This is a genomic window from Cryobacterium sp. TS_SC_7 (assembly GCF_056156285.1).
On sequence record NZ_CM149589.1, the window covers coordinates 2,080,545 to 2,101,725 of the forward strand.

At 68.9% G+C, this 21,181-nt stretch carries 16 protein-coding genes; 7 read left to right on the plus strand and 9 right to left on the minus strand.

The genetic code is table 11. The features are described from left to right. Positions 1–195: 195 nt before the first annotated feature. Positions 196–1,101, plus strand: a complete 906-nt coding sequence (locus AC0J5J_RS09540; protein ID WP_474897721.1) for an arsenate reductase/protein-tyrosine-phosphatase family protein — start codon at positions 196–198, stop codon at positions 1,099–1,101. On the opposite strand, the gene AC0J5J_RS09545 is transcribed toward AC0J5J_RS09540, so the two are convergent. The 7 genes from AC0J5J_RS09545 to AC0J5J_RS09575 all read right to left on the minus strand — a co-directional run bounded on the left by AC0J5J_RS09545 (position 1,098) and on the right by AC0J5J_RS09575 (position 7,231). Beyond that, entirely contained in the window at positions 1,098–1,772 is a 675-nt protein-coding gene (locus AC0J5J_RS09545) for a response regulator transcription factor (protein ID WP_474897723.1), read from the minus strand. The two genes, AC0J5J_RS09540 and AC0J5J_RS09545, sit on opposite strands and share 4 nt — an antisense overlap. 101 nt (positions 1,773–1,873) lie before the next feature. Further along, positions 1,874–2,647, minus strand: a complete 774-nt coding sequence (pstB, locus tag AC0J5J_RS09550) for a phosphate ABC transporter ATP-binding protein PstB (RefSeq protein WP_474900211.1) — start codon at positions 2,645–2,647, stop codon at positions 1,874–1,876. Between the two features lie 137 nt (positions 2,648–2,784). After that, a complete protein-coding gene (pstA, locus tag AC0J5J_RS09555) occupies positions 2,785–3,699 on the minus strand; it encodes a phosphate ABC transporter permease PstA (RefSeq protein ID WP_134423935.1) in 915 nt (304 codons plus the stop codon). Then, positions 3,699–4,652 (minus strand): phosphate ABC transporter permease subunit PstC, encoded by a 954-nt coding sequence (pstC, locus tag AC0J5J_RS09560; RefSeq protein WP_134423934.1) that lies wholly within the window; start codon positions 4,650–4,652, stop codon positions 3,699–3,701. The genes pstA and pstC overlap by 1 nt, the downstream gene beginning before the upstream one ends. 58 nt (positions 4,653–4,710) lie before the next feature. Beyond that, positions 4,711–5,676: a PstS family phosphate ABC transporter substrate-binding protein gene (locus AC0J5J_RS09565; protein WP_474897725.1), complete on the minus strand. Its 966-nt coding sequence runs from the start codon at positions 5,674–5,676 to the stop codon at positions 4,711–4,713. A 234-nt stretch (positions 5,677–5,910) separates the two neighbouring features. Beyond that, the gene (locus tag AC0J5J_RS09570; RefSeq protein WP_474897727.1) at positions 5,911–6,153 is read right to left on the minus strand and encodes a thioredoxin family protein; all 243 of its coding nucleotides are present in this window, start codon (positions 6,151–6,153) and stop codon (positions 5,911–5,913) included. 28 nt (positions 6,154–6,181) lie between these two features. Next, entirely contained in the window at positions 6,182–7,231 is a 1,050-nt protein-coding gene (locus tag AC0J5J_RS09575; protein WP_474897729.1) for a permease, read from the minus strand. 87 nt (positions 7,232–7,318) lie between these two features. On the opposite strand from AC0J5J_RS09575, the gene AC0J5J_RS09580 reads away from it, so the two are divergent. Beyond that, positions 7,319–7,711: a metalloregulator ArsR/SmtB family transcription factor gene (locus AC0J5J_RS09580; RefSeq protein WP_474897731.1), complete on the plus strand. Its 393-nt coding sequence runs from the start codon at positions 7,319–7,321 to the stop codon at positions 7,709–7,711. A gap of 144 nt (positions 7,712–7,855) precedes the next feature. Next, the gene (locus AC0J5J_RS09585; protein ID WP_474897732.1) at positions 7,856–9,160 is read left to right on the plus strand and encodes an HNH endonuclease signature motif containing protein; all 1,305 of its coding nucleotides are present in this window, start codon (positions 7,856–7,858) and stop codon (positions 9,158–9,160) included. Positions 9,161–9,180: 20 nt separating this feature from the next. Here the strand turns inward: AC0J5J_RS09585 and AC0J5J_RS09590 are convergent, their stop codons facing one another. Then, entirely contained in the window at positions 9,181–9,573 is a 393-nt protein-coding gene (locus tag AC0J5J_RS09590) for a GNAT family N-acetyltransferase (RefSeq protein WP_474897734.1), read from the minus strand. 222 nt (positions 9,574–9,795) lie between these two features. Here AC0J5J_RS09590 and AC0J5J_RS09595 point away from each other — a divergent pair, with 222 nt between their 5' ends. Next, on the plus strand, positions 9,796–10,611 hold the full coding sequence (locus tag AC0J5J_RS09595; RefSeq protein WP_474897736.1) for an alpha/beta fold hydrolase: 816 nt from the start codon (positions 9,796–9,798) through the stop codon (positions 10,609–10,611). A 148-nt stretch (positions 10,612–10,759) separates the two neighbouring features. Further along, the gene (locus AC0J5J_RS09600; protein WP_474897738.1) at positions 10,760–17,428 is read left to right on the plus strand and encodes an SCO7613 C-terminal domain-containing membrane protein; all 6,669 of its coding nucleotides are present in this window, start codon (positions 10,760–10,762) and stop codon (positions 17,426–17,428) included. Positions 17,429–17,465: 37 nt separating this feature from the next. On the opposite strand, the gene AC0J5J_RS09605 is transcribed toward AC0J5J_RS09600, so the two are convergent. Further along, on the minus strand, positions 17,466–18,317 hold the full coding sequence (locus AC0J5J_RS09605; RefSeq protein WP_134425902.1) for a GntR family transcriptional regulator: 852 nt from the start codon (positions 18,315–18,317) through the stop codon (positions 17,466–17,468). A gap of 113 nt (positions 18,318–18,430) precedes the next feature. On the opposite strand from AC0J5J_RS09605, the gene AC0J5J_RS09610 reads away from it, so the two are divergent. Continuing rightward, entirely contained in the window at positions 18,431–19,837 is a 1,407-nt protein-coding gene (locus AC0J5J_RS09610) for an MFS transporter (RefSeq protein WP_474897740.1), read from the plus strand. 49 nt (positions 19,838–19,886) lie between these two features. Next, positions 19,887–21,083, plus strand: coding sequence for a nucleoside hydrolase (locus tag AC0J5J_RS09615; RefSeq protein ID WP_474897742.1), 1,197 nt, complete (start codon positions 19,887–19,889; stop codon positions 21,081–21,083). Positions 21,084–21,181 lie beyond the last annotated feature (98 nt).

A 21,181-nucleotide genomic window follows, 5' to 3' on the forward strand; every position in this document is an offset into this window, starting at 1 on the left:
TGCCCGATCGGTTCTGGATCGAGATGCCGCCGAGGTCCTGGCCAGAGCGGTCGCAATGTCGGGTACGCCATTTCCCCGGATCGCCGGTCGGCGTTCGCGGTCCTGCTGAGCCAGGTCGGCATGACTCACCGTCCCGCTTTCCCGCCGTTGGACCCGGCCGCCGCGGCTGAACGCGCACGCCAGGTTGCAGCCCTCGTGGACCCGGCGCGGCTGCGCGTCCTCAGCGCCCTGGTCAGCGACCCGGATGGGGTGCACACGGCCGGCTCCGTCGGGTTGACGCTGGGAATCGATCGTCCGGACGCTACCGCGCACCTGCAGGTTCTTCTCGACGCCGGGCTCGCCACGACGAATCCGGCCCAGGACGGCCCGGCCTACATTCCGTCGCCGGATGCGTGGATCCGGTTTGGTCGGTTGCTGGTTCCTGCTCTCGTGCGGTCTCCCTCCGCGATGACCACAATGGCTGCGGTTGCCGAGACCAGCCTGCCTCCCGTGATCCAACAGATCTCTAATCGTCTGGCGTACCGATTCAGCTCGTACTTCTCCAAGGAGACCGTTCAGCGCTATGTGGCCGAAAGCTACGCGCTCGTCCAGGAACGCGCCAAAGTCACCCGTCACTTGCCCTCGATGACGAGCCGCATCGTTACCGACCGGCTATCTGCTCTGGCGGCATCGCAAGGGCCTCACCTGTCCGGGACGCCCAAGGTGCTTTTCGTGTGCGTGCAGAACGCCGGTCGCTCACAGATGGCTGCCGGCCTGCTTCGCCATATCGCTGGACCTCGGGTCCATGTGCGCACGGCCGGATCCCAGCCGGCACCGGTCCTGGACGACATGGTCGTCACCGCGCTGGACGAGATCGGTGTGCCGACACTGGCGGAGTTTCCCAAACCGCTCACCGATGAGGTGGTGCAGGCAGCCGACATCGTCATCACGATGGGTTGCGGCGACGCCTGTCCGATCTATCCGGGCCGCCGCTACATGGATTGGCCCATCCCTGACCCCGCCGGCCGTTCAATCGAAGAGGTCAGGATCATCCGTGACGAGATCCAGGAGCGTGTCGAGACGCTGATGCGCAGCCTCGGCATCGTCGCTTCGGAGAGTTAGGACGTTTCGGCGACCCGATAGCCGAGCCCTCGAACGGTTTCCAGTACGGCAGCGGCCTCAGGCGACGCCGTCAGAAGTTTCTTGCGCAGCCGTCCCAGAGCGACCCGGGTGCCCGCCACGCTGCCGTCATCGTAGATCCCATGGCCCGCGGTGAGTTCTTCGGCGGTCACGACCCGCGGCGTCTCATTCATCAGATATTTCAGGAGCTGGAACTCCCGGGGGGTGAGCGCAACGAATTTGCCGTCGACTTTGACACGAAATGCTTGGGGTTCCAGAATGATGGGCCCAACCGTCAGGGTGAGCGCCGGATCCCCCAAACGCGGACCGTACGCACCCAACTGGTGGAGCGTGTCGGCCAGGCTCTGGGCGCTGAAGGGCAGGGCAAGCAGGGCGCGGGCGCCATGTTCGAGGGCGTGAAACGCCACTTCGTAAGACTCTGTTCCGCCGGCCACGCCCACGATGACCGGCACATCCGCCCAGGCGCTGACGGCATCGATGAAACGGAGGATCTCCACGCCGCGCATATCGGTCGGCGCGATGATCGCTGCCGGCTCCTCCTGGCTCAGGCCGAGCAGCGCGGCCGCACCCTCCGAGTAGGGATGCAGTTCAATGCCCTGTCGCAGTAGATCGGCGCTGGATTCCTGGCCCAGGTTCGCGTCGGAGCCGATCATCAGGACACGGATGGGCCAGCGAACGGCGCTGGGCACCTGCCGGGCTGCGGCCCGTTGCAGCGGCGCGGCCTTGTCACTGGCTTTTTCCGGCCTGATGAGAATCACCCGAACCGACCGGAGATGTAGTCCTCGGTGCGCTGGTCCGACGGGGACTCGAAGATCTTCTCGGTCCTGTCGAACTCAACCAGTAATCCGGTTCGGTCGCCGGTTTCCTCACTGGCAAGGGCGGTGAAGAATGCCGTGCGGTCGGCGACTCTCGCGGCCTGTTGCATGTTGTGAGTCACGATGACGATGGTGTAGTCCTCACGTAGCTCGAACATGAGGTCTTCGATCTTGTTCGTGGCGATCGGGTCGAGCGACGAGCACGGCTCGTCCATCAGGATCACGTCAGGTTTCACGGCGATCGTGCGAGCAATGCACAGACGCTGCTGCTGTCCGCCGGAGAGCCCGAAAGCGGACTGTTTCAGCTTGTCCTTGACTTCGTTCCACAGGGCTGCCCGGGTCAGGGCCTCCTCGACCAGGTCGTCCATGTTCGATGCCTTCATGCCGATCACACGCGGCCCGTAGGCGATGTTGTCGTAGATGGACTTCGGAAAGGGATTGGGCTTCTGGAAGACCATTCCGATGCGGCGACGGACCTCGATGGCGTCGACATCCTTGGCATAGATATCTTCGCTCTGAAAGGTGACGGAGCCTTCAACGCGGGCACCGACAATGAGGTCGTTCATCCGGTTCAGGGATCGCAGCAGGGTGGACTTGCCGCAGCCCGACGGGCCGATCATGGCGGTGATCTCGTTCTGGCCGAAGGCCAGGTTGACTCCGGTCACGGCACGGAAGTCGCCGTAGAACACGTTCACGTCCTTGCATTCCAGGATCGGGGTCGGAACATCGGGCAGGAGCCCACCACGGCGCCCATTCTGCGGGGTGAGGTGGATAGCCGGCTTGTCGTCGGCGTTGGTCGAGTAGCTCGCGGAGCGGGAGTTGCTGGTCATCACTGGGTCCTGTCTGGCGATTACCAGCGCTGCTGGTAGCGGTTACGAATAAAGATGGCGAGGCCGTTCATGGCGATCAGGATTCCCAACAGCAGGATGCTCGCTGCGGAAGCCAGTTCGTGGAACTCGACCTGCGGGCGCGAGGTCCAGTTGAAGATCTGGATGGGCATCGTCGTGTAGCCGCTGAGCAGACCGTTGGGGTCGAAGCTGACGAAGACCAGAGCCCCCAGAACAAGAAGCGGGGCTGCCTCGCCGAGCGCGCGGGAGAGGCCGAGGATGGCTCCGGTCGCAATGCCCGGCACGGAAGCGGGCAGGGTCTGCCGCCACACGGTTTGCAGGGGTGTCGCGCCCAGTGCCAGCGACCCCTGACGGATCTCGACCGGCACGGACCGGAGCGCCTCACGGGTGGAGATGATGATGACGGGGAGCACGAGCAGCCCCAGGGCGAGGGCGCCACCGATGACGATGTTCTTGTTCTGCACACCCAGCAGGGCAAGGAACCCCAGGGCGAGGAGACCGTAGACAATCGACGGAACAGCCGCGAGGTTCTGCACGTTGAGCTCGATCATGCGGTTGAACCACTTCTTGCGGTCCGCGAATTCTTCCAGGTGGATAGCCGCGGCCACTCCGAGGGGAATGGTGAGCAGGGCGGTCACCCCGATGACCCAGATCGAGCCGAGGATCGCCGGGCGAAGACCCGCTTTGTCCGGTGTGGAGGAGGGGTACTCAGTGAGCAACCGAGAATCGATCCGGCCGGCACCGTCGATGAGCGTGGTGATAATCAGGGTCAGGAGCACACCGAACGAGACGAACAGGCTCAGCCACAAGACGATCAGAAACAGAATCGAGCGGGCACTGTTCTCGCCGCCTTTGACCTTGCCCTTGATGCTGGCGCTGCGGATGTGCGCACCGAGACCGGTTGTCAAAAGCGTCATTAGTAGATCTCCCGGAAGCGACTGACGAAACGAATACTGATGAAGTTGAACAGCAGCGTGACGAGGAACAGGAGGAGGCCGACGGCGAAGAGCGTGTCGTACTCGAGGGAACCGACCCGGGAATCTCCCAGTGCCGCGTTGGCGATGAACCCCGTCATGGTCTGACCCTGTTCGAGCGGGCCGGTCACCATTCGCGCCTGGCCGCCGGCGGCGATCGCGACGATCATCGTCTCTCCAACGGCACGGGACACGCCGAGAACGATGGCCGCGATGATGCCGGACAGAGCGGCGGGGAAGACGACCCGGACGGTGGTCTGCATGCGGTTCGCGCCGAGTGCTGCGGACCCCTGGCGCATTCCCAGTGGAACGGCGGACATGGCGTCCTCGCTGATCGAGGCGATAGTCGGGACGATCATCACCCCCATCACCAGCCCGGCGGCAAGCACACTGAACGCGCCGGTGTTGAGGTCGAACCACTCGCGGAACACTGTCGCCTGAACGAACTGCAGGGCGAACAGGCCGAAGACGACCGTGGGGATACCGGCAAGGATCTCCAGGATGGGCTTGAGCGTCTTTCGAAGACTCGGTCGAGCATACTCAGAGAGGAAGACCGCCGCACCGAGGCCGAGCGGGATGGCGACGAGCAATGCGATGCCGGAGGTCCACAGGGTTGCGGAGACCAGCGGGAGCACACCGAACGAGGCATCCGCGAACCGAGGTGCCCACCGGTCTCCGAAGAGGAAGTCAGTCACGGAAACCGAGCGGAAGAACTCGAGCGAGGGAACCAGGAGGGCTACGAGGATGCCGGCCGTGACCAGAACGGTCAGGATCGCGGCGACGCGCAGCAGCACGCGAACGACAGCTTCGCCGTAGCGGGGGCGAGTGGTCTGCAGGGACACCGCGGGGCGGCCCGGCTGGATAGCCGGGCCGCCAACGGGGGTGAGTGTGCTCATGAACGCACTCTCTCCTTCTTGAATCTATTGATCAGATATGGCTGATGTGCGGGTGTGACTAGCCGAGTGAGGCGAGCTCGTCCTGTGCCGTGGTCCGCTGCTCATCGGTCAGGCCGACGAAGAGGGCCGCCTCAGCGACGTCTGCTTCGTTCTCCAGGTAGAAGTCGACGAAGGTGCGCAGCTGCTCCTTCTCCGAGTAAGCGGCGTTGTTCACGTAGATGAACAGCTCGCGGCCGAGCGGCTGGTAGCTGCCGTCCTGCACGGTCTCGGGCGTCGCGGAAACGCAGCCTTCGCCGCCGTCGATCTCAACAGCCTGGATGACGCCTTCATTCTCTTCGACATAGCTCAGACCGAAGAAGCCCATGGCTCCCGCGCTGCCCGAAACGCCCTGCACGGTGATGTTGTCGTCCTCGGACGGGCTGTAGTCGGTGCGAATGGCACCCTCTTCGCCGTTGATGGCCTCAGTGAAGTAGTCGAAGGTGCCCGAGTCGGTGCCAGCACCGAAGAGGGACAGCTTCTCGTCGGGGAATGCCGGGTCAACCTGGTTCCAGTTGGTGATCTTGCCTTCGGAGTCGGGGCCCCAGATGGTCTTGAGCTGCTCGACGGTCAGGCACTTGGCCCAGTCGTTCTCCGGGTTGACGACGACGGACAGGCCGTCGTTGGCGATGACGATCTCGGTGTACTCGATACCGGCCTCTTCACAAGCGGCGATTTCCTCGTCCTTGATCGGGCGGGAGGCATCGGAGATGTCGGTTTCGCCGGCGCAGAACGCCTTGAAGCCGCCGCCGGTGCCGGAGGTGGCGACGGTGACGTTGACGTCGGGCTCGACCTCACGGAACAGGGTCGCGGCGGCTTCACTCAGTGGTGCAACCGTCGAGGAGCCGTCGATGGTGACGGAGCCGGACAGGCCGGCTCCCGAGTCGGTTCCGGTTTCGGCGGACTGGCCGCCACAGGCGGTGAGGAGCAGGGTTGCGGCAAGAACACTTGCGCTGATACTCGCGGTCTTGAAAGAAAGCAGGGACACTTTCGTGGTCCTTTCCTTAGCGGCTCGTGCCGCCGAACGTGAACTGTGTGATTGCCGACCGTCGGACGACTTCACTCATAGAAGTCGGCCTGTATGAACGCGCGGTGAACAACGGTTAACGTGACCCTGTCAATACATGTACAGCTTCTGATCGCCTCCAAGGGGAGTTTGAGGACTGGTGGTGCCGAGGCAGGGTGCGATGCGCATCCTGCCCCGGAGGAGTTCTCGGTGGTGCTACCGGCTCGCTGCGGTGAGGAGGGTGCGCACCTCGGCCACGTTCGGTACACGGCCGGAGACGACGACCTTCTCGTTGATCACGAGGGCGGGGGTGCTCATCACGCCGTAGCCGACGATGGTTGCGTAGTCTTCGACCTTTTCGATGGTGGCGTCGAGGCCGAGTTCTGTGACGGCGGTGGTGGCGGCTTTGGTGAGGTTGATGCAGTTGGCGCAGCCGGGGCCGAGGATCTTGATGATCATGGGATTGGTTCCTTTCAGGGGTGGTGGGTCAGGCGAGGATGGCGTTGAAGAGGTAGCCGACGGCGATGATGCCGAGGCCGGTGGTCGTGATGAAGATCGCGAGCAGTTGGGGCTTGAGCACTCGGCGCAGCAGGATCATTTCCGGCAGTGACAGGGCGACGACGGCCATCATGAAGGCGAGCAGGGTTCCCATCGGGAGGCCCTTGTCGTAGAGGGCGGCGACGAGCGGCATGATGCCGGCGGCGTTGGAGTAGAGCGGGATGCCGATGAAGACCGCGATCAGAACGCCGAAGGGGTTGTCGGGGCCGGCGTAGGTGGTGAAGAACTCGGCGGGCGCCCAGCCATGGATGAGGGCGCCGAGGCCGATGCCGACCAGCAGGTAGATCCAGATCTTCCTGATGATGGATTTGACCTCTTCGACGCCCATTTGCATCCGCTGCCCGAAAGTGAGACCGAGGGAGGGGTCGATCAGCTCGCCGCCGAGTTTCACGTCGAAGACGAAGGGTTCCACCCATTTTTCGACGTGCAGGCGGCCGAGGATCCAGCCGGACACGATCGCGATCGTGAGGCCCGACACCACATAGAGGGCGGTGATCTGCCAGCCGAAGAGGGTCAGCAGCAGGCCGATGGCGATCTCGTTGACCAGGGGGCTGGCGATCAGGAAGCTCATCGTGACGCCGATCGGCACGCCGGCGGCGACGAACCCGATGAAGGCCGGCACGGCGCTGCAGGAGCAGAACGGGGTGATCACGCCGAGGCCCGCGGCGAGGATGTTGCCGACCCCTTCGCGTTTGCCGCCGAGGAAGGTGCGGGTGCGCTCGACGCTCATGAAGGAGCGGAGCACGGTGGAGGCGAAGATGATGATGGCCAGCAGCAGCAGGATCTTCAGCGAGTCGTAGATGAAGAAGTGGATGGTCTCGGTGATCCGGCTCTCGGGATCCATACCGAACGCGTCGTAGAGCACCACGTCCCAGAGCCATTCGTTGACCCAGTAGGCCAGTGCCCACAGGCCCGCCCCTGCGGCCAGGATTCCGACCCGGCCACGCGTGGTGACCGGTATCCGTTCGGCGATACTCACAACTGCTCCTTGAATCATTCGACGTTCATCTAATTCAAAGTATGGCGACCTCTTTGATATCTGTCAAGAAGGTGCCAGACTGTTCTTATGCCCAAAACGCTTCCGCTGCTCGATGACGTAACGCCGATCTCTTGCGGCACGCTGGGGAACAGTGCCACCCTCGACCTGGATGATGCGATCGCCCTCGCGGTGCGCCTGAAGGCCCTGGCCGACCCGGTGCGCCTGCAGCTGCTGGCCTACCTCCTGGCCCAGCCGAACCAGGAGGCCTGTACCTGCGACCTGGCCCCGGTCGTGAAACTGTCGGAGCCCACCGTCAGTCACCACCTCAAGAAACTGCAGGCCAGCGGCATCCTCACCAAGGAGCGTCACGGGATGAGCGTGCACTACCGCGTCGTGCCTGAGGCCATCCACGCCATCGCCCGCACCCTCGACACAGGAGCCTGGGCGCAACCGGCTCTGGCTCAGGGCGTTCGCTCCTGAGACGCGTGCCCGGCACCGTCTCTCGGCGCGATTCAGCGCCCGGCCCTTCCTCCACAATGCGGGTCTGATCGGGTTATCCACAGTGCGCTCGGAGCCGGGCGGATGCCGCGGGGAATGTCGGTGGGTGCCCGTAGCGTGTGTCTCATGAAGCCCACATTCATTGCCGAGCAGGAGGCTCTCGCGGCGCATTTCGAAGCGATCGCGGAGGCCGAGCGGGCCATCGCGCAGGCCTTTGCGCGGCGGGCGGAGCTGGTCGAGGCAGGCCGGCGGTTCGGGCAGTCGCGGGCGAACGCGGCCGTGCGGCTGCCGGGGTCGCGGTGGGACGCGGCGGAGGTCGCGGAGCGGGAGTTCGTGAGTGAGTTGGCGTGCACGATCCGGGTGCCGCGGCGCACGGCGGAGAACCTGATCGCGGAGAGCCGGGCCCTGGCCGTCGAGCTCCCCGCGACCCGGGTCGCGTTGGCTGCCGGGGAGATCAGTTATCAGCATGCGCGGGCGGTGATCAATCAGGCCTGGTCGGTGCCCGAGGAGGCGAAGCCGGCGTTCGAGGCGGCGGTGCTGCGTGCGGCGGGCACGGTGACGGCGTCGAAGCTGAAGTACCGGGCGAGGTTGCTGCGGGAACGACTGCACCCGGAGACGATCAGGGCCCGGCACCAGAAGTCGGTGCGGGACCGGGCGGTGTTCTTCGAGCCCGAACCCGACGGCATGGCGTCACTGACGCTCTATGACAGTGCGGAGAAGGTCGCCGGGGCGTTCGAACGGGTCACGCTGGCCGCGTTGAGCCTGCAGGGCGCGGGCGAGGAACGCACGCTGACGCAGTTGACGGCCGATGTGTTCGCCGACGTGATCCTCGACGGGGTCACCCCGTCCGGAATCGGCAAGGGCATCCGGGGCGCGGTGAATGTGACCGTTCCGATGCTCACGTTGATGGGGCTCAGTGACGAGCCGGGGTTCCTGGAGGGCTATGGGCCGATCGACCCGGACACGGCCCGGCAGATCGCGGCCGGGGCGCCGAGCTTCACCCGCATCCTGGTGCACCCCGAGACAGGCGCCGTGCTCTCCGTCGGCCGGGACCGGTACAAGGTGCCGAAAGACCTGAAACGGTTGCTGCGGGTGCGCGACAAAACGTGTCGGTTCCCGGGCTGCAACAAATCGGCCGCGCACTGCGATTTAGACCATTCCGTGGATTGGCAGTTCGACGGTGTGACCGCGCACGACAACCTCGCGCACCTGTGCCGGGCGTGTCATGCGCTCAAGAGCGAGACCGGGTGGCGGGTGAAGCATCTCGGCGACGGGCTGCTGGAGTGGACATCGCCGACCGGCCGCACGTTCGTGAGCGAGCCGGCCACGATCATCCACTCGGCATCGACGGCCGCGAACCCGACGCCGGCTCCGGCGCCACCACCCACGGAGCCCGACTCCGACGCTGCATCCGAACCCGCGCCGTTCTGACCGGGATCAGTGCTGTTCCCTCACCGTGAACCCGGTGCCACCAAGAAGACGTCGACCGCATCCTCGTGGTCGAAGACGAAACCGTGCCGTTCATAGAGGACTCGCGCCGGGCTGGCCTGCAACACGTTCAATCGGAAGGGGCGGTGGTCCCGGTGCCGGTCCATCACCTGACGGAGAACGGCGCCGCCGATCCCCTGCCCCTGATGCTCAGGCTCCAGGTAGAAATGCTCAATCCAGTGCGCGTCGATTTCGGGCCGGACGGCGATCAATCCGACATCGTCACCGTTGACTTGGATGACAACCGTGTGCGCCGGGGCGAACGCATCCAGGAAACGTGTTCGCACCCGTCCGGTGTCCCAGAGCCCCAGCCGTTCGAGGTCCGGTCGCATGACCCTGGCTCGGAGCTCGGCCATCCAACCGGCGTCTGATCCGCTGCTCGGTCGTGTCGACCACTCAAGTCCCATGAACCCTAGGCAATCGGATCCACGCAGTCTCGGCAAAACTGTGCCTCGCCCCGCATCCGTTCCGGCCCGCTGCAGACGTGAAAGGATGCTCGCGGACGTGACGACGTGACCCAGGGCTGCCGGACGCAGCATTCCCTTGCCGCGGCACCCACCGCACGCCTACGCTGAAGCATGCCTCACCTCACCGTTCCCGGCGCGTCGCTCTACTACGAGACGGCAGGCCACGTATCGTCACCAGCTCTCCTTCTGCTGCACGCCGGCATCGCGAACCTGCGGATGTGGGACCCGCAGATCGACGCGCTGGCCGCCGGCCACTTCGTCATCCGTTTCGATAGCCGCGGATGCGGCCAGACGACCAGCGAGGACGTGGAATTCTCCGCCCGCGATGACGCCCGCGCGGTTCTCGACCACCTCGGAGTGGCATCGGCGACGCTGATCGGATGCTCGCGGGGTGGATGCACCGCCATCGACCTGGCGACGGAGAGTCCCGACCGCGTGAACGGCCTGGTGACCGTGGGAGCAGGGCCCAGCGGGTTCCCCGAAATCGAACTGACCGACCTCGAAGACACCCGGTTCGACGAGATGGATGCCGCGTTCGACGCCCAGGACTGGCACAAGCTCGCACGCCTCGAGGTGGCGCTCTGGGCGTTCGGCCCGCTGCGCAAGGAGGCCGACCTCGACGCCGAATTCACGGCCACGGCCTATGCGCTGGGCCGCGTCAACGCCTCGCACTCGGAGGAGTCCCCGACGCCGATTCCGCTCGAGCCGCCCGCCTTCGACCAGGTCAGCGATATCGAGGTGCCGGTGCTCGCCACGGTCGGCGAGTTCGACCTCACCCCGCACCTGGCCGAATACGAGTACCTTCTGTCGACGCTCCCGTCCGTCACTGGCTGCACATTCCGCGACACTGCGCACCTGCCGAACCTCGAACGACCGAAGGAGTTCGAGCGCGTGCTCGTGGACTGGCTGGCTGAGCACCGGCTCTGACTGAGGCAGGCACGGGCCCCGCGGAGGCAGGCCGGCCGGCTTGTGCGCGGGCACGTGCGGCCGCGTATTCCGCCGACTGACCCTGCGGGCAGGGAATGGACGACTACCCAGTAGCCTTGGGGACGTTCACATCCAGCGAGGGGCCACGATGTCACGAACAGATTCAGGCGATTCAGGCGATTCCTATGCGGAGTTCGCCGGCAACGTCATCTGGCCGCGCAGCGCCGCCGAGCTCACCGACACCACGCGGTGCCCTGCCTGCCGCGCCCTGCTGCGCTCCGCCGTCTGCTCGACGTGCGGGCTCGACCTGCGACACCCGGCCTCGGCGCTTCTGCTGACCGCGTCCACGGATGCCGCCGCCTCCCTCGACCGCCGCCGGGAGCTGATCGGGCGCATCCGTTTCGACGTCGCCGAAGCTCAGATGGCGGCGCGGCGTGTGACACCTCCGGTCGAGGCACCCGCAGCGCCGCCTGCGATGACGGCGCCGGCAGCGCCTGCGCCCACCGCGGTTGCCGCACCGAGTCCGGCTCCGACTCCGACTCCGGCTGCGGCTGCAGCTCCAGCTCCAGCTCCAGCTCCAGCAGTGTCCCCAACGTCGACCGCAGCACCACTGCCACCCGCTCCTCCCCGGTCGACAGCAGCCTGGCCGCCGGCCGCGCCGGCTGCGATACCGGCCACCGTGCCCGCAGCGTCCCGGCCCGGGTTCCCGCCTGCGCAGCCTCCGGCGGCTGCGCGGCCGGCGGCTGCGGCATCCGTTCCCGGAGCACCCAGGCGGTCGAGCGTGCAGGTGCTGCTCCTTCTCGTCGGCGTCACCCTGGTTTCCGTGGCGGCGATCTTCTTCCTCACGGTGACCTGGATCTTCGCCGGACTCGAGGTGCGCTCGGCGATCATCGCCGCAGCCACCATCGCCGCGCTCATCACAGGCGGCGTGCTGCGCCGCAAACGCCTCGTCGCCACCGCCGAGGGCATCGGCGTGCTGGCCGTGGTGCTCGTGCTTCTCGACGCCTGGGCCCTGCGGCAGAACGATCTGTTCGGCCTCGGTTCCGCCGACTGGCCCATCTACTGGGGCACGACTCTGGTGGCCTGCACGGCTCTGTTCCTCCTCTGGCACGCCCTGTCCGGGCTGCGGGTCGCCAGCGTCGCCGGGTTCGCCGCCGCGGCACCGGGCCTCGGACTGCTGGCCGCCGGGCTTGCCTCCGGTCAGGACGAGCCGCTGCGCCTCTTCGTCGGCTTCCTCGGCGCCGCCGTTGGAGCGCTGCTGCATCCGCTCACCCTGGCAAGGCCGGGTTCCGGCCCCTCCGCGAGCACCCCCGCCGGTGCCGCCAGCGGCCCCGCGGACGACGCAACTGAGGAGAATTCGGCGACACGCCGCATCCCGGGGCAGTGGATGCCGCCGGTCGCGAAAAACTCCGCCGTTACGGATGCCGCCGACCCCCTTCCGACCGCGGCGAACGCCGCTCCGGCGCCGGCTACCCCGACCGCATCCGCTACCGCTACCCCAACCGCACCCACACCCGCCGGCGACCCCACCGCGCGCCGCTTCTGGCCATCGGCCGACCGCGTGCCCGAACGCGTCACCGTGCTCAGCCTCGGCGGTGTCTCACTCGTGCTCGCCACCCTCACGAGCGCGTTCGTCAGCCCGGACTCGACCGTCGCCCCGTTCCTCACCCTCGGTACCGTCACGGTCACGGCCGTGGTGCACCTGCTCCTCGTGCTGCGCCGCGCGGACACCGGTCCGGCCTACGCTGCCTTCGCGTACTTCTCTGCCAGCCTCGCCGCCCTGACCGTCACCGCGATCGTTCCCCTGGTGGCCTCCCGCGCCGGCGATCTGACTCTGATGATCACCGTTCCGCTCGTGGTCGCGACCCTGGTCCCTCTCGGCGCGGAGTTCCTCGCCCGGCGCCGCAGCGCCGGCCCGGCGCGCACCGCGCTCATCGTGGGCGGCGGCACCGCCGCGCTCAGCGCCGCCGTCCTCGGCATGTTCGTCGTCTCCTTCGCCGCCCTCCCTCTTCTCGTCTCGCTCGCCCGCGGTATCGCAAGCGAGGCAGCGCTGCCCCCGGTCGAGGCGACCAGCGCCTGGGCGATCGGCACCCTGTCCGCCGTCGGACTCCTGCTGGGACTCGCCTGGAAGGTCGGCGGCATCCTGCCCGCACGCCGCCGGGTTCTGGCCTGGCTGTTCCTGGCCATCGCGGTGCTCGCCGTGCCGTTCGCCGGCGCGACGCTGCCGGTCACCCTGATCTACGTTCTGCTCGGGTTCCTCTCGCTCGGGGTGCTCCTGCTCGAGCATCGCGGCCGAGTCTCGCTCGGCCGGTTCCGAGTGGTGGTGCGATCGTTCCTGGTGGTCGCCATCGGCCTCGGCTACCTGATCAGCTGGCAGAGCAGCAGCATCTGGTGGATCGGGTCCGTGGCGGCGATCGCCGTGCTCCTGGGATCCCGGCTGCTCATCGCCCGCACCACCGCTGCCGACGCGACCTCTGCCCGCGGCCTCCTCCTGGCCGGGGCGATCGTACTCACCCTGATCGCGGCCGTCGCCCTGCCCGACATGCTGACCCGGGGTGAGGCGCGCTCCGTCTCCGGCGTTCTGGTGGACGGTGCACGTGCCCTCACCCTGGCCACCGGCCTGTTGCAGTTGCTCGTGGCACTCCCGCTCCGCCTGTTCACCCGGCCCGACCGCCACTGGGCCTTCTTCACCCTGCTCGCCCCGACCGTGGTGGCGTTCAGCCTGCCGATCACGGCGATCGCCGAGGACCTGTCCGCGGCCGAGCGCGCCACGCTGCTCCAGGGTGCGCCGACGGCCGGCATCGTGCACACGGCCGTGCTGTTCGCCGCACTCCTGCTCTGGCTGCTGCTGCGCGGCAACCGCGCGACCGGCGCGGTTTTCACGGCCACGGCCACGGCCGACACACCCACCACCACCACCACCACCCGCGAGATCCTGGCCGTCCCGCGCATGTTTGCCGCCGTCGGTGTGGCTCCGGTGCTGCTGCTCCTGCTTTGGAGCATCGCCCGTGCCCTCACGACGACGACGGATGCCCCCCTCCTCCTCGTTCCCACGGCCGCGCTCTTCGGCTGCGGCCTCGCCCTCGCGCTGGGCGTGCTCAGCGGCCGGAACCGCGACCGCATCGGGCTGGAGTCCGGAGCCGCGCTCATTCTCGTGCCCGGCACGATGTGGGCACTCGGGGTGGCGCATCCGCTCGGCTGGTTGATGCTGCTCCTGGCCGGCGTGACCGCCCTCCTCACCGCCATCGCCCCGGACGGCCTGTTCGGTTCCCGGTCTCCCCGCCGCCATCTGGGCTGGGTGGCCCTCACGCTCGGCATCGCCGGTCTCTGGCTGGGCCTGGCCCGGGCCGGAACCCAGGCACCGGAACCGTTCGTACTGCCGGTCGCGGGCATGCTCCTGCTGCTGGCCGTGCTGATCCGCCGGTACGGCCGGGTCGACCGCACTGCGGCAGCCAGCCCGGTGGCCGCGCTGCTCACCCTGGCCGGTCTCCTCGTGGCGATCGCGCCGCTCGCGCTGGCCGCGGCAACCGAAGCACCCCTCCGCGCGGTATCGGTGGCGTCGATCTCCGCCGTCCTGCTGCTCGGGGCCGGCCTGCTGCGCTGGACGCCGCCGCGCTCGGCCTACCTTGCCGCCGCTGCCGCAGCCGGCGCCACCGGACTCGTGCTGTCCAGCATCGTGCAGGCCGCCACCGTGCTCGGCGACCCCGGCGTGCCCGACGCCGGGCTGGAAGCCTGGCTCCTGCCGCTCGCGACGGTCATCGCCGGGTCATTCCTGCTGGCCCGGCAGACGGATGCCGCCACCCGGCGACCCCGGCGGCTCGCCACGGGCGCCCTGCTGGTTCTCGCCCTCACGCTGGTGACCATCGCCGAGATCAGCGCCCTCGCCGGGGCCGGGAACGGTGTCGACGGCGTGACCGGCGTGCGGGCATCCGTGCTCGTGCTGGCGCTGTCCCTGACGCACGTGCTCGCCCTCTGGCGACCGCGTGCCCCGCTCACGGCGGGCGTCGGCTGGGCCGCCGCCGGCCTCGCCGCCGTGGCCGCGCTGAGCTCGGTTCTGACTGGGGCCACCGAGCCGTTCGAGCTCGTGACCGTTCCGCTCGCCCTCGCTGTGGTCGTCGGCCAGGTGCTTGCCGGGCGGCCTGCGCCCGGCACCCCCGCCCTGCCCGGCGCCCCTGCCGTGCCCGGTGCCCCTGCCGTGCCCGGAGAACACCGGGGCTCCGCGGCGGCGCGGCGCATCACCGCCGGGCTCGCCCTCGCCCTGCTGCCCAGCGCGCTCGTCGGCGGAACGAACGAGGACCTCCTGCGTCCGATCCTCACCCTGACCCTCGGCGGGGCCCTGGGCCTCGGCGGAGCATTCCTGCTGTCCCGCCCGAAGAGGGCCCGCCTGGCCTGGCCCGCGCTCGGCGTGGGCTCGCTCACGGTCGTGCTCGCTGCCGGGGCGCGCCTCACGTCGCTGTTCGGAACGGGCCCGCTCGGCCCGGACACCCGGCTCGAGGCCTGGCTGCTTCCCGCCGTGTTGCTGCTGCTCGGCATCGGCGCGGGCGCCATCGCGGCGGTGGCGAAGGAGGCAGCGACGGCGGCACGTGCACCTGCACCGGCACCCGCACCGCCGGCACCCGGAACAACCGCAGCCCGCGGGCGCCGATTCGGTTACGGCGTGCTCATGTTCGCCCTCGTCGCGGGCCTCCTCACCGAGCTGCTCGCCCTCGACTACGCACCGCTGGCCGAGCCCCGCGTGATCCTGCTGGCCTGGATCTTCGCCGCCGTGCACGTCGCCGTGGTGCGCTTCGACCGGAGCGTCGAGGGCCGCGCCCTCGGCTGGGTCGCCATCGGCGCCGCCGGTGTCGCCGTGCTCGCCGCGCTGGCCGCGGTCGGCCCCGAGCCGATCGAACTCGTCACCGTGCCGGTCGGCGTCGCCCTCGTGCTCGGCCGACTGCTGGCCGTGCGCGACCGGGCGGCCGGGGCATCCGTCGCCGGCGTTCAGCCTGGTTCGTGGTGGATCGCCCTGGGTCTGGCCCTGGGCCTGCTGCCGAGCGCGGTCAGCGTCGGCACCGGGACGGCTGCCGGCGACCTGCTCCGGCCGATCCTCGTGATCGGCCTCGGCGGCGCCCTCGCCGTGGCGGGGGCGCTCCTGGTGCAGCACCCGCGGTGGAGCCTGGTGGCGCGGCCGACCGTGCTCGTGGGTCTGGCCGCGGTGGCCATCGTTACCGCCACGCGCATCCTGGTCCTGCTCGGCCAGGTGCCCGCCGGCCCGACCCTGCTGCTCGAGGCCTGGCTGCTGCCCGCCGCCCTGCTCGTCGCCGCCGTCGGCACGTCCCTCACGGTCGTCACCCGCCGAGCGGCCGACCGAGCGCCGGACCAGCCGACGGATGCCGCCGCCACCCGCCTCGGCTACGGGCTGCTGATCCTCGCGATCGGCGGCGTCCTCCTGACCGAGGTGTCCGCCCTCGGCCACGAACCGCTCGCCGCGATCCGGGTGACCGTTCTCGCCTCGGTCTTCGCCGCTCTGCACCTGGTTGTGCTGCGCTCGGACCTGAGCCCAGGGGGCCGGATGCTCGGCTGGGTCTGCATCGGCGCCGCCGGTCTGACCGTCCTCGCGGGCTGGACCCTGTCCGCGCCTGACCCCTTCGAGCTGGCGACCGTGCCGGTGGGCGTGGCGCTCGTGCTCGGGCGACTGCTTCCCGCGCCAGCGAAGCCGGGCGCGCAGGCGAGCGGGCCTGCGAGCGCGGCGTCCGTGGCAACCGGACGGACGGCCTCGCTCTGGGTCACCGCCGGACTCGCCCTCGCCCTGCTGCCGAGCGCGATCGCCACAGCCGGCGGCACGAGCTCCGACCTGCTCCGGCCGATCCTCGTGCTCGGTCTCGGCGGCGCCCTGGCCGTGGCCGGCGCCGTCCTGGTGCGGCAACCGCGCTGGAACGCCGCCGCCTGGCCGGCCGTCGGGATGGGACTGGCCGCCGTGGGCATCACGGCTGCGGCCCGCATCCTGCCGCTGCTGCAGGAGTCGCCCCGTGGCCCGGATGCCCGCCTCGAGGCCTGGCTGCTTCCCACCCTGCTCATCGTGGTCGCCGCGGCCGCCTGCCTGGTGACCGCCGCACGCCGCGCCGAGCACGACGACCCCGCACCGTCGACGGATGCCGCCCTCCGCTGCGGCTACGGCCTGATCGTTCTGGCGATCGTGGCCACCCTCGCGGCCGAGGTGGTCGCGCTCGGCTTCGCGCCGCTGGCGACCATCCGGGTGATCCTGCTCGTCTTCACCTTCTCCGCCCTGCACGTCGCGGCCTTCTGGTTCGACGACAGCCGGCCCGGCCGCGTGGTGGCCTGGGTGTCCATCGGGGCCGGCGCGGCGGCCGTGGTTGCCGGCGCGGCCTGGAGCACACCGGACACGATCGAAATCGTGACCGTGCCGCTCGCGATCGCCCTGCTGACCAGCGGATGGCTGCACCTCGACGCGGTGCCGCGCGCCCGCAGCTGGCCCTGGCTCGCCCCCGGCCTGCTGGTGCTCCTGGTGCCCTCGATGCTGCAGGACGTCACCGAGAGCGCACTCTGGCGGATCGTTCTGCTGGGCGTGGTCGCCACCGTCGTGATCGTGGTCGGGCTGGTGCGCAAGCTGCAGGCGCCGTTCGTGATCGGGGCCGTGGTGCTCCTGATCCACGGCGTGGCGCAGCTGTGGCCGTGGATCTCGCTCGCCTACGGCGCTGTGCCGTGGTGGCTGTGGCTGGGTGCCGGGGGGATCCTGCTGATCGTTCTCGCCGCCCGCTACGAGCAGCGGATCGCGAACTTCAAGGCGATCGCGCTGAACGTGTCGGCGCTACGGTAGCACCGGCGCGGGCCGGCACCGGATTCCGGCCGTCGGCTCAGGACTGTGCGGTGTGGCTGATCGTGAGCTGCACGAAGTCGGGATTGATCAGGGCCTTGGAGAGGTAGAACGGCTGGCCGTGCAGTTCGAGGGTCTGGGTGAGGATGAGCACGGGGCTGCCGGCTGGCAGTCCGAGGAGCTTGCCCCGGGTGCTGCCGGGCACGCCGAGTGTGATGTCGGTCTCGCCGGGTCCGAAGGTGGGGCCGAGCACCGCGATGAGCGCGGCGAGCGCGCTGCGCTCGGCGCTCACCTCATCCGCTGTTCCGTCATCGACTCCCGCATCGGCCGCGCCGCCGACCCCCGCATCGGCGCCTCCCTGGGCGATCGCCGCCACCGCGGCCTCGCCGAGTTCGGTCAGCCGTGCGGCCGGAACGTGCTCCTGGATCAGAGCGATGGGGGCGCCGTCCCGTGAGATGACGCTCTCCAGGAACCACGACGGCTCGTCGGGACGGATGCCGATGGCGTCGGCGGTGAACGCGGGCGACTCGGACTGCAGCGCGTTCTGGGTGCGGCGCACGAGAACGGCCGGGCCGGTCTCGCGCAGGAGTTCCTCGATCGGGCGGATCTTCTGCAACCCGAGGTGCGGCATCCGGTCGGCGACGAAGCGCCCGATCCCCCGGCGCGAGCGCACGAAGCGGTCCTCCTCCAGCAGCATGAGGGCTTCCCGCACGACGGTGCGGCTGACCCCCATGGCCGTGCCGAGCTCGGACTCCGAGGGAAGCAGGGAGGCAACCGGGAGGGATCCGTCGCGGATCGCCTCGGTGATGCGGGAGTACACGGCCACCCGCAGCGGCAGGCTTCCAGCGGTCTCAAGCGGACCCGCCAGGGCCGCCTCGGTGCGTCGATCCATGTGTCTCCCCCGGTCGTTTCTCCGAGCATATCGCGCCATCTCACGATCTTGTATAACAAGCATGTACACTGAGCGTGTCGACCTTGTGGTTGCTCCAATGAAGGAGTCTTTTCATGCTCGTACGTTCCCCCGAAGTAGCTCCGGTCGCGGTGCGTGCGCGGGCTCCCCGGTCTGCCGGGGTCTTGATCGGCACCCTGGTCCTGGCGATCCTGACCTTCCAGCTGAACGCCACGCTGCTCTCCGCCGCGCTGCCGGCCGTCGGTCGGCAGCTGGGCGAGAGCATGCAGGACATCGCCCGCGTGCAGTCGGTGTTCTTCCTCGCCGGCGCGGTCTTCAGCATGGTCTTCTCCCGCTGGAGCGACTTCCTCGGTCGCAAGCGCAGTCTCGTGATCGTGCTGACGATGGTGCTGATCGGCACGGTGATCTGCGCCCTCGCCCCAAGCCTGCCGATGTTGCTGATCGGCCGGGTGCTGCAGGGTGCCGCCAACGCCACCTTCACCATTTCCTTCCTCCTGCTGTCGGAACGGCTGAACAGCCGCCTGTTCGGAATCTCGGTGGGCATCATCACCTCCGTCAACGGCGGACTGTTCGGCGTCGACGGGTTCGTCGGCGGGTTCGTGACCGACACCATCGGCTGGCGGTTCCTGTTCGTGATCACCCTCACCCTCGGGCTGGTCGCGATCAGCTGCGTCGCCTTCTTCGTGCCGCAGGATGAGCCGCGCACCCAGCAGGGGTCGATGGACTGGTGGGGCGCCGGCATCCTGTCCCTCTTCCTGGTCCTGCTGACGAGCCTGATCGCGCAGATCTCCGCCGCCGGCTGGTCCGACCCGCTGACGATCGCGTACCTCCTCGGGGCGATGGTGAGCGCCGTCGTCTTCGTGATGATCGAAGCCCGCACCCGGCACCCGCTCATCCCCGTGCACGCGCTGCGCTCGCGCCAGGTGTGGCCGCTCCTGCTCTCCACCGTCTTCACCCTCGCCGGCGTCTACTCCGCGGTCAACTTCACCCTGGTCCTGCTCAGCCAGAACACGCAGGTCGGCTACGGGCTGTCCGCGTCGATGTCGGCCCTGCTCTACCTCACCCCCACCGCCTTCTTCGGCGTCACCGCGGCGATCTTCTCCGGCTGGGTCGCCGTGCGGATCGGCTGGATCACGTCCCTGCGACTGAGCAGCGGCGTCATCGCGCTGATCTCGGTGGCCATCGCCGTGTTCGCGATGGATCGCTGGGCGATCTTCGGCCTGCTGATCGTGATGGGCGTCTTCTACCTCGGCCTGTTCCAGAGTTCGGTCAACGGTGTCTCCGTGCTCAACTCCCCGGCCGAGGCCCGGGGGGCCCTCCCGGGCCTGAACGGCGCCTGCTTCGGAATCGGGATCGGGGTCGGCATCGCCCTCGTCGCCCCGGTCGTGGCTGCGGGAACCGTCACCGGATTCCGGACGGCCCTGTGGATCTCCGTGGGCCTCACGCTGGCCTCGTTCCTGGCCTCCCTCGTTCTGCGCCCTGCCGCGAGGATCGGCGCATGAACCCCTGCACTTCTCTCCCGCACACGAACGATGAGACGGATGGTCGACGATGACTCCCACACTGGCTCCCCAGCCCCGCCCGATCTACCTCGATTGCGACACCGGGATCGACGACGCGCTGGCGCTCGCTTTCCTGCTCGCGACGCCGGGCATCCGTCTGGTCGGAATCGGCACGGTGAACGGATGCGTCAACCCGGCCGTCGCCGCGGCGAACACCCTGAGCCTGCTCGCGACCGCCGGACGCGATGACGTTCCGGTGGCGATCGGAGCGTACGAGCCGGTGAGCGGGGTGTCCCGGCGCGGGGCCACCCACATGCACGGCCGCAACGGAATCGGAGACGTCCTGCTGCCCCGGTCACGGCGGAGTCCGGTGGAGGAATCGGCGACGGAACTGCTGATCCGGCTGGCGCACGAGCACGCGGGGCGGCTCGAGGTCATCACGGTCGGCCCGCTGACGAACCTCGCCGAAGCGCTCTACCTCGACCCGGAACTGCCCCGGCTCGTGCGCCGGGTGACCATCATGGGCGGCGCCGTCTTCGCTCCCGGCAACGCGGGCAAGTTCGCGGAGGCCAACATCGCCGCCGATCCCACGGCCGCCGCTGACGTGTTCGCGGCCAGCTGGCCGGTCACCCTCGTTCCGCTCGACGCGACCGCCCCGCACTCCTTCGACGAAACCCACCGCCGCGAATTGGCCTCGTCGTCGGGACTGACCCAGCAGGCGCTGGCCGCCATGCTCGGAACCTGCCTGACGCAGTGCGGCAAGCAGTTCAGCACCCGGCACTTCGCCCTGCCCAACTCGCTCGCCGTCGCGTTCGCGACCGGCGATCTCGACTCGGAGCGCGCGCCGACCCTGCGCGTCTGCGTGGACCTGAGCGCCGGACCGCGCCGCGGCCAGACCCACTTCGCCAAGCTGGCGGAGCCGGACGGCCCGGTGGGTGGCGCTGGTCGCCCGGCGGCCGGGCAGGTTCGGGCCGCTGGCGCGGCACACCTTGCCGGGCGTGCCGGGCAGAACCCGCACGAGGCCCGGGTCGTGCTGTCCTTCCGGCGCAACGCGGCCCCCGTGCTCCTGGAGCGCATCCTCACCCTCGCGCTGCCAACGCCCGCACGCCGGTCCGTTGCTGCACCCGCTCGGGCGTCCGACCCTGCTGCGGCTCCTGCTGCAAGCCCCGTGCCCGCTCCTGCCCTCAGTCCCCGCGGACCGGCCCCCACGCGCGCACGCCGGCAGGCGCAACCGGTGCCTGCCTGACCGGGGCTCGCGGCGCAGGTTGTGGAGGCTGGCGCACGATAGAGCATGCGCCCACTTCCACAGGGTGCGCCGCGACCTCGAACCCCCGGCGGACGACA

Coding starts and splice junctions, on each gene's coding strand:
- AC0J5J_RS09585 (WP_474897732.1), top strand. CDS start 7,856: ATGAAGCCCACATTCATTGCCGAGCAGGAGGCTCTCGCGGCGCATTTC.
- AC0J5J_RS09545 (WP_474897723.1), bottom strand. CDS start 1,772: ATGATCGGCTCCGACGCGAACCTGGGCCAGGAATCCAGCGCCGATCTA.
- AC0J5J_RS09580 (WP_474897731.1), top strand. CDS start 7,319: ATGCCCAAAACGCTTCCGCTGCTCGATGACGTAACGCCGATCTCTTGC.
- AC0J5J_RS09595 (WP_474897736.1), top strand. CDS start 9,796: ATGCCTCACCTCACCGTTCCCGGCGCGTCGCTCTACTACGAGACGGCA.
- AC0J5J_RS09570 (WP_474897727.1), bottom strand. CDS start 6,153: ATGATCATCAAGATCCTCGGCCCCGGCTGCGCCAACTGCATCAACCTC.
- AC0J5J_RS09600 (WP_474897738.1), top strand. CDS start 10,760: ATGTCACGAACAGATTCAGGCGATTCAGGCGATTCCTATGCGGAGTTC.
- AC0J5J_RS09605 (WP_134425902.1), bottom strand. CDS start 18,317: ATGGATCGACGCACCGAGGCGGCCCTGGCGGGTCCGCTTGAGACCGCT.
- AC0J5J_RS09615 (WP_474897742.1), top strand. CDS start 19,887: ATGACTCCCACACTGGCTCCCCAGCCCCGCCCGATCTACCTCGATTGC.
- pstA (WP_134423935.1), bottom strand. CDS start 3,699: ATGACGCTTTTGACAACCGGTCTCGGTGCGCACATCCGCAGCGCCAGC.
- AC0J5J_RS09610 (WP_474897740.1), top strand. CDS start 18,431: ATGCTCGTACGTTCCCCCGAAGTAGCTCCGGTCGCGGTGCGTGCGCGG.
- pstC (WP_134423934.1), bottom strand. CDS start 4,652: ATGAGCACACTCACCCCCGTTGGCGGCCCGGCTATCCAGCCGGGCCGC.
- AC0J5J_RS09590 (WP_474897734.1), bottom strand. CDS start 9,573: ATGGCCGAGCTCCGAGCCAGGGTCATGCGACCGGACCTCGAACGGCTG.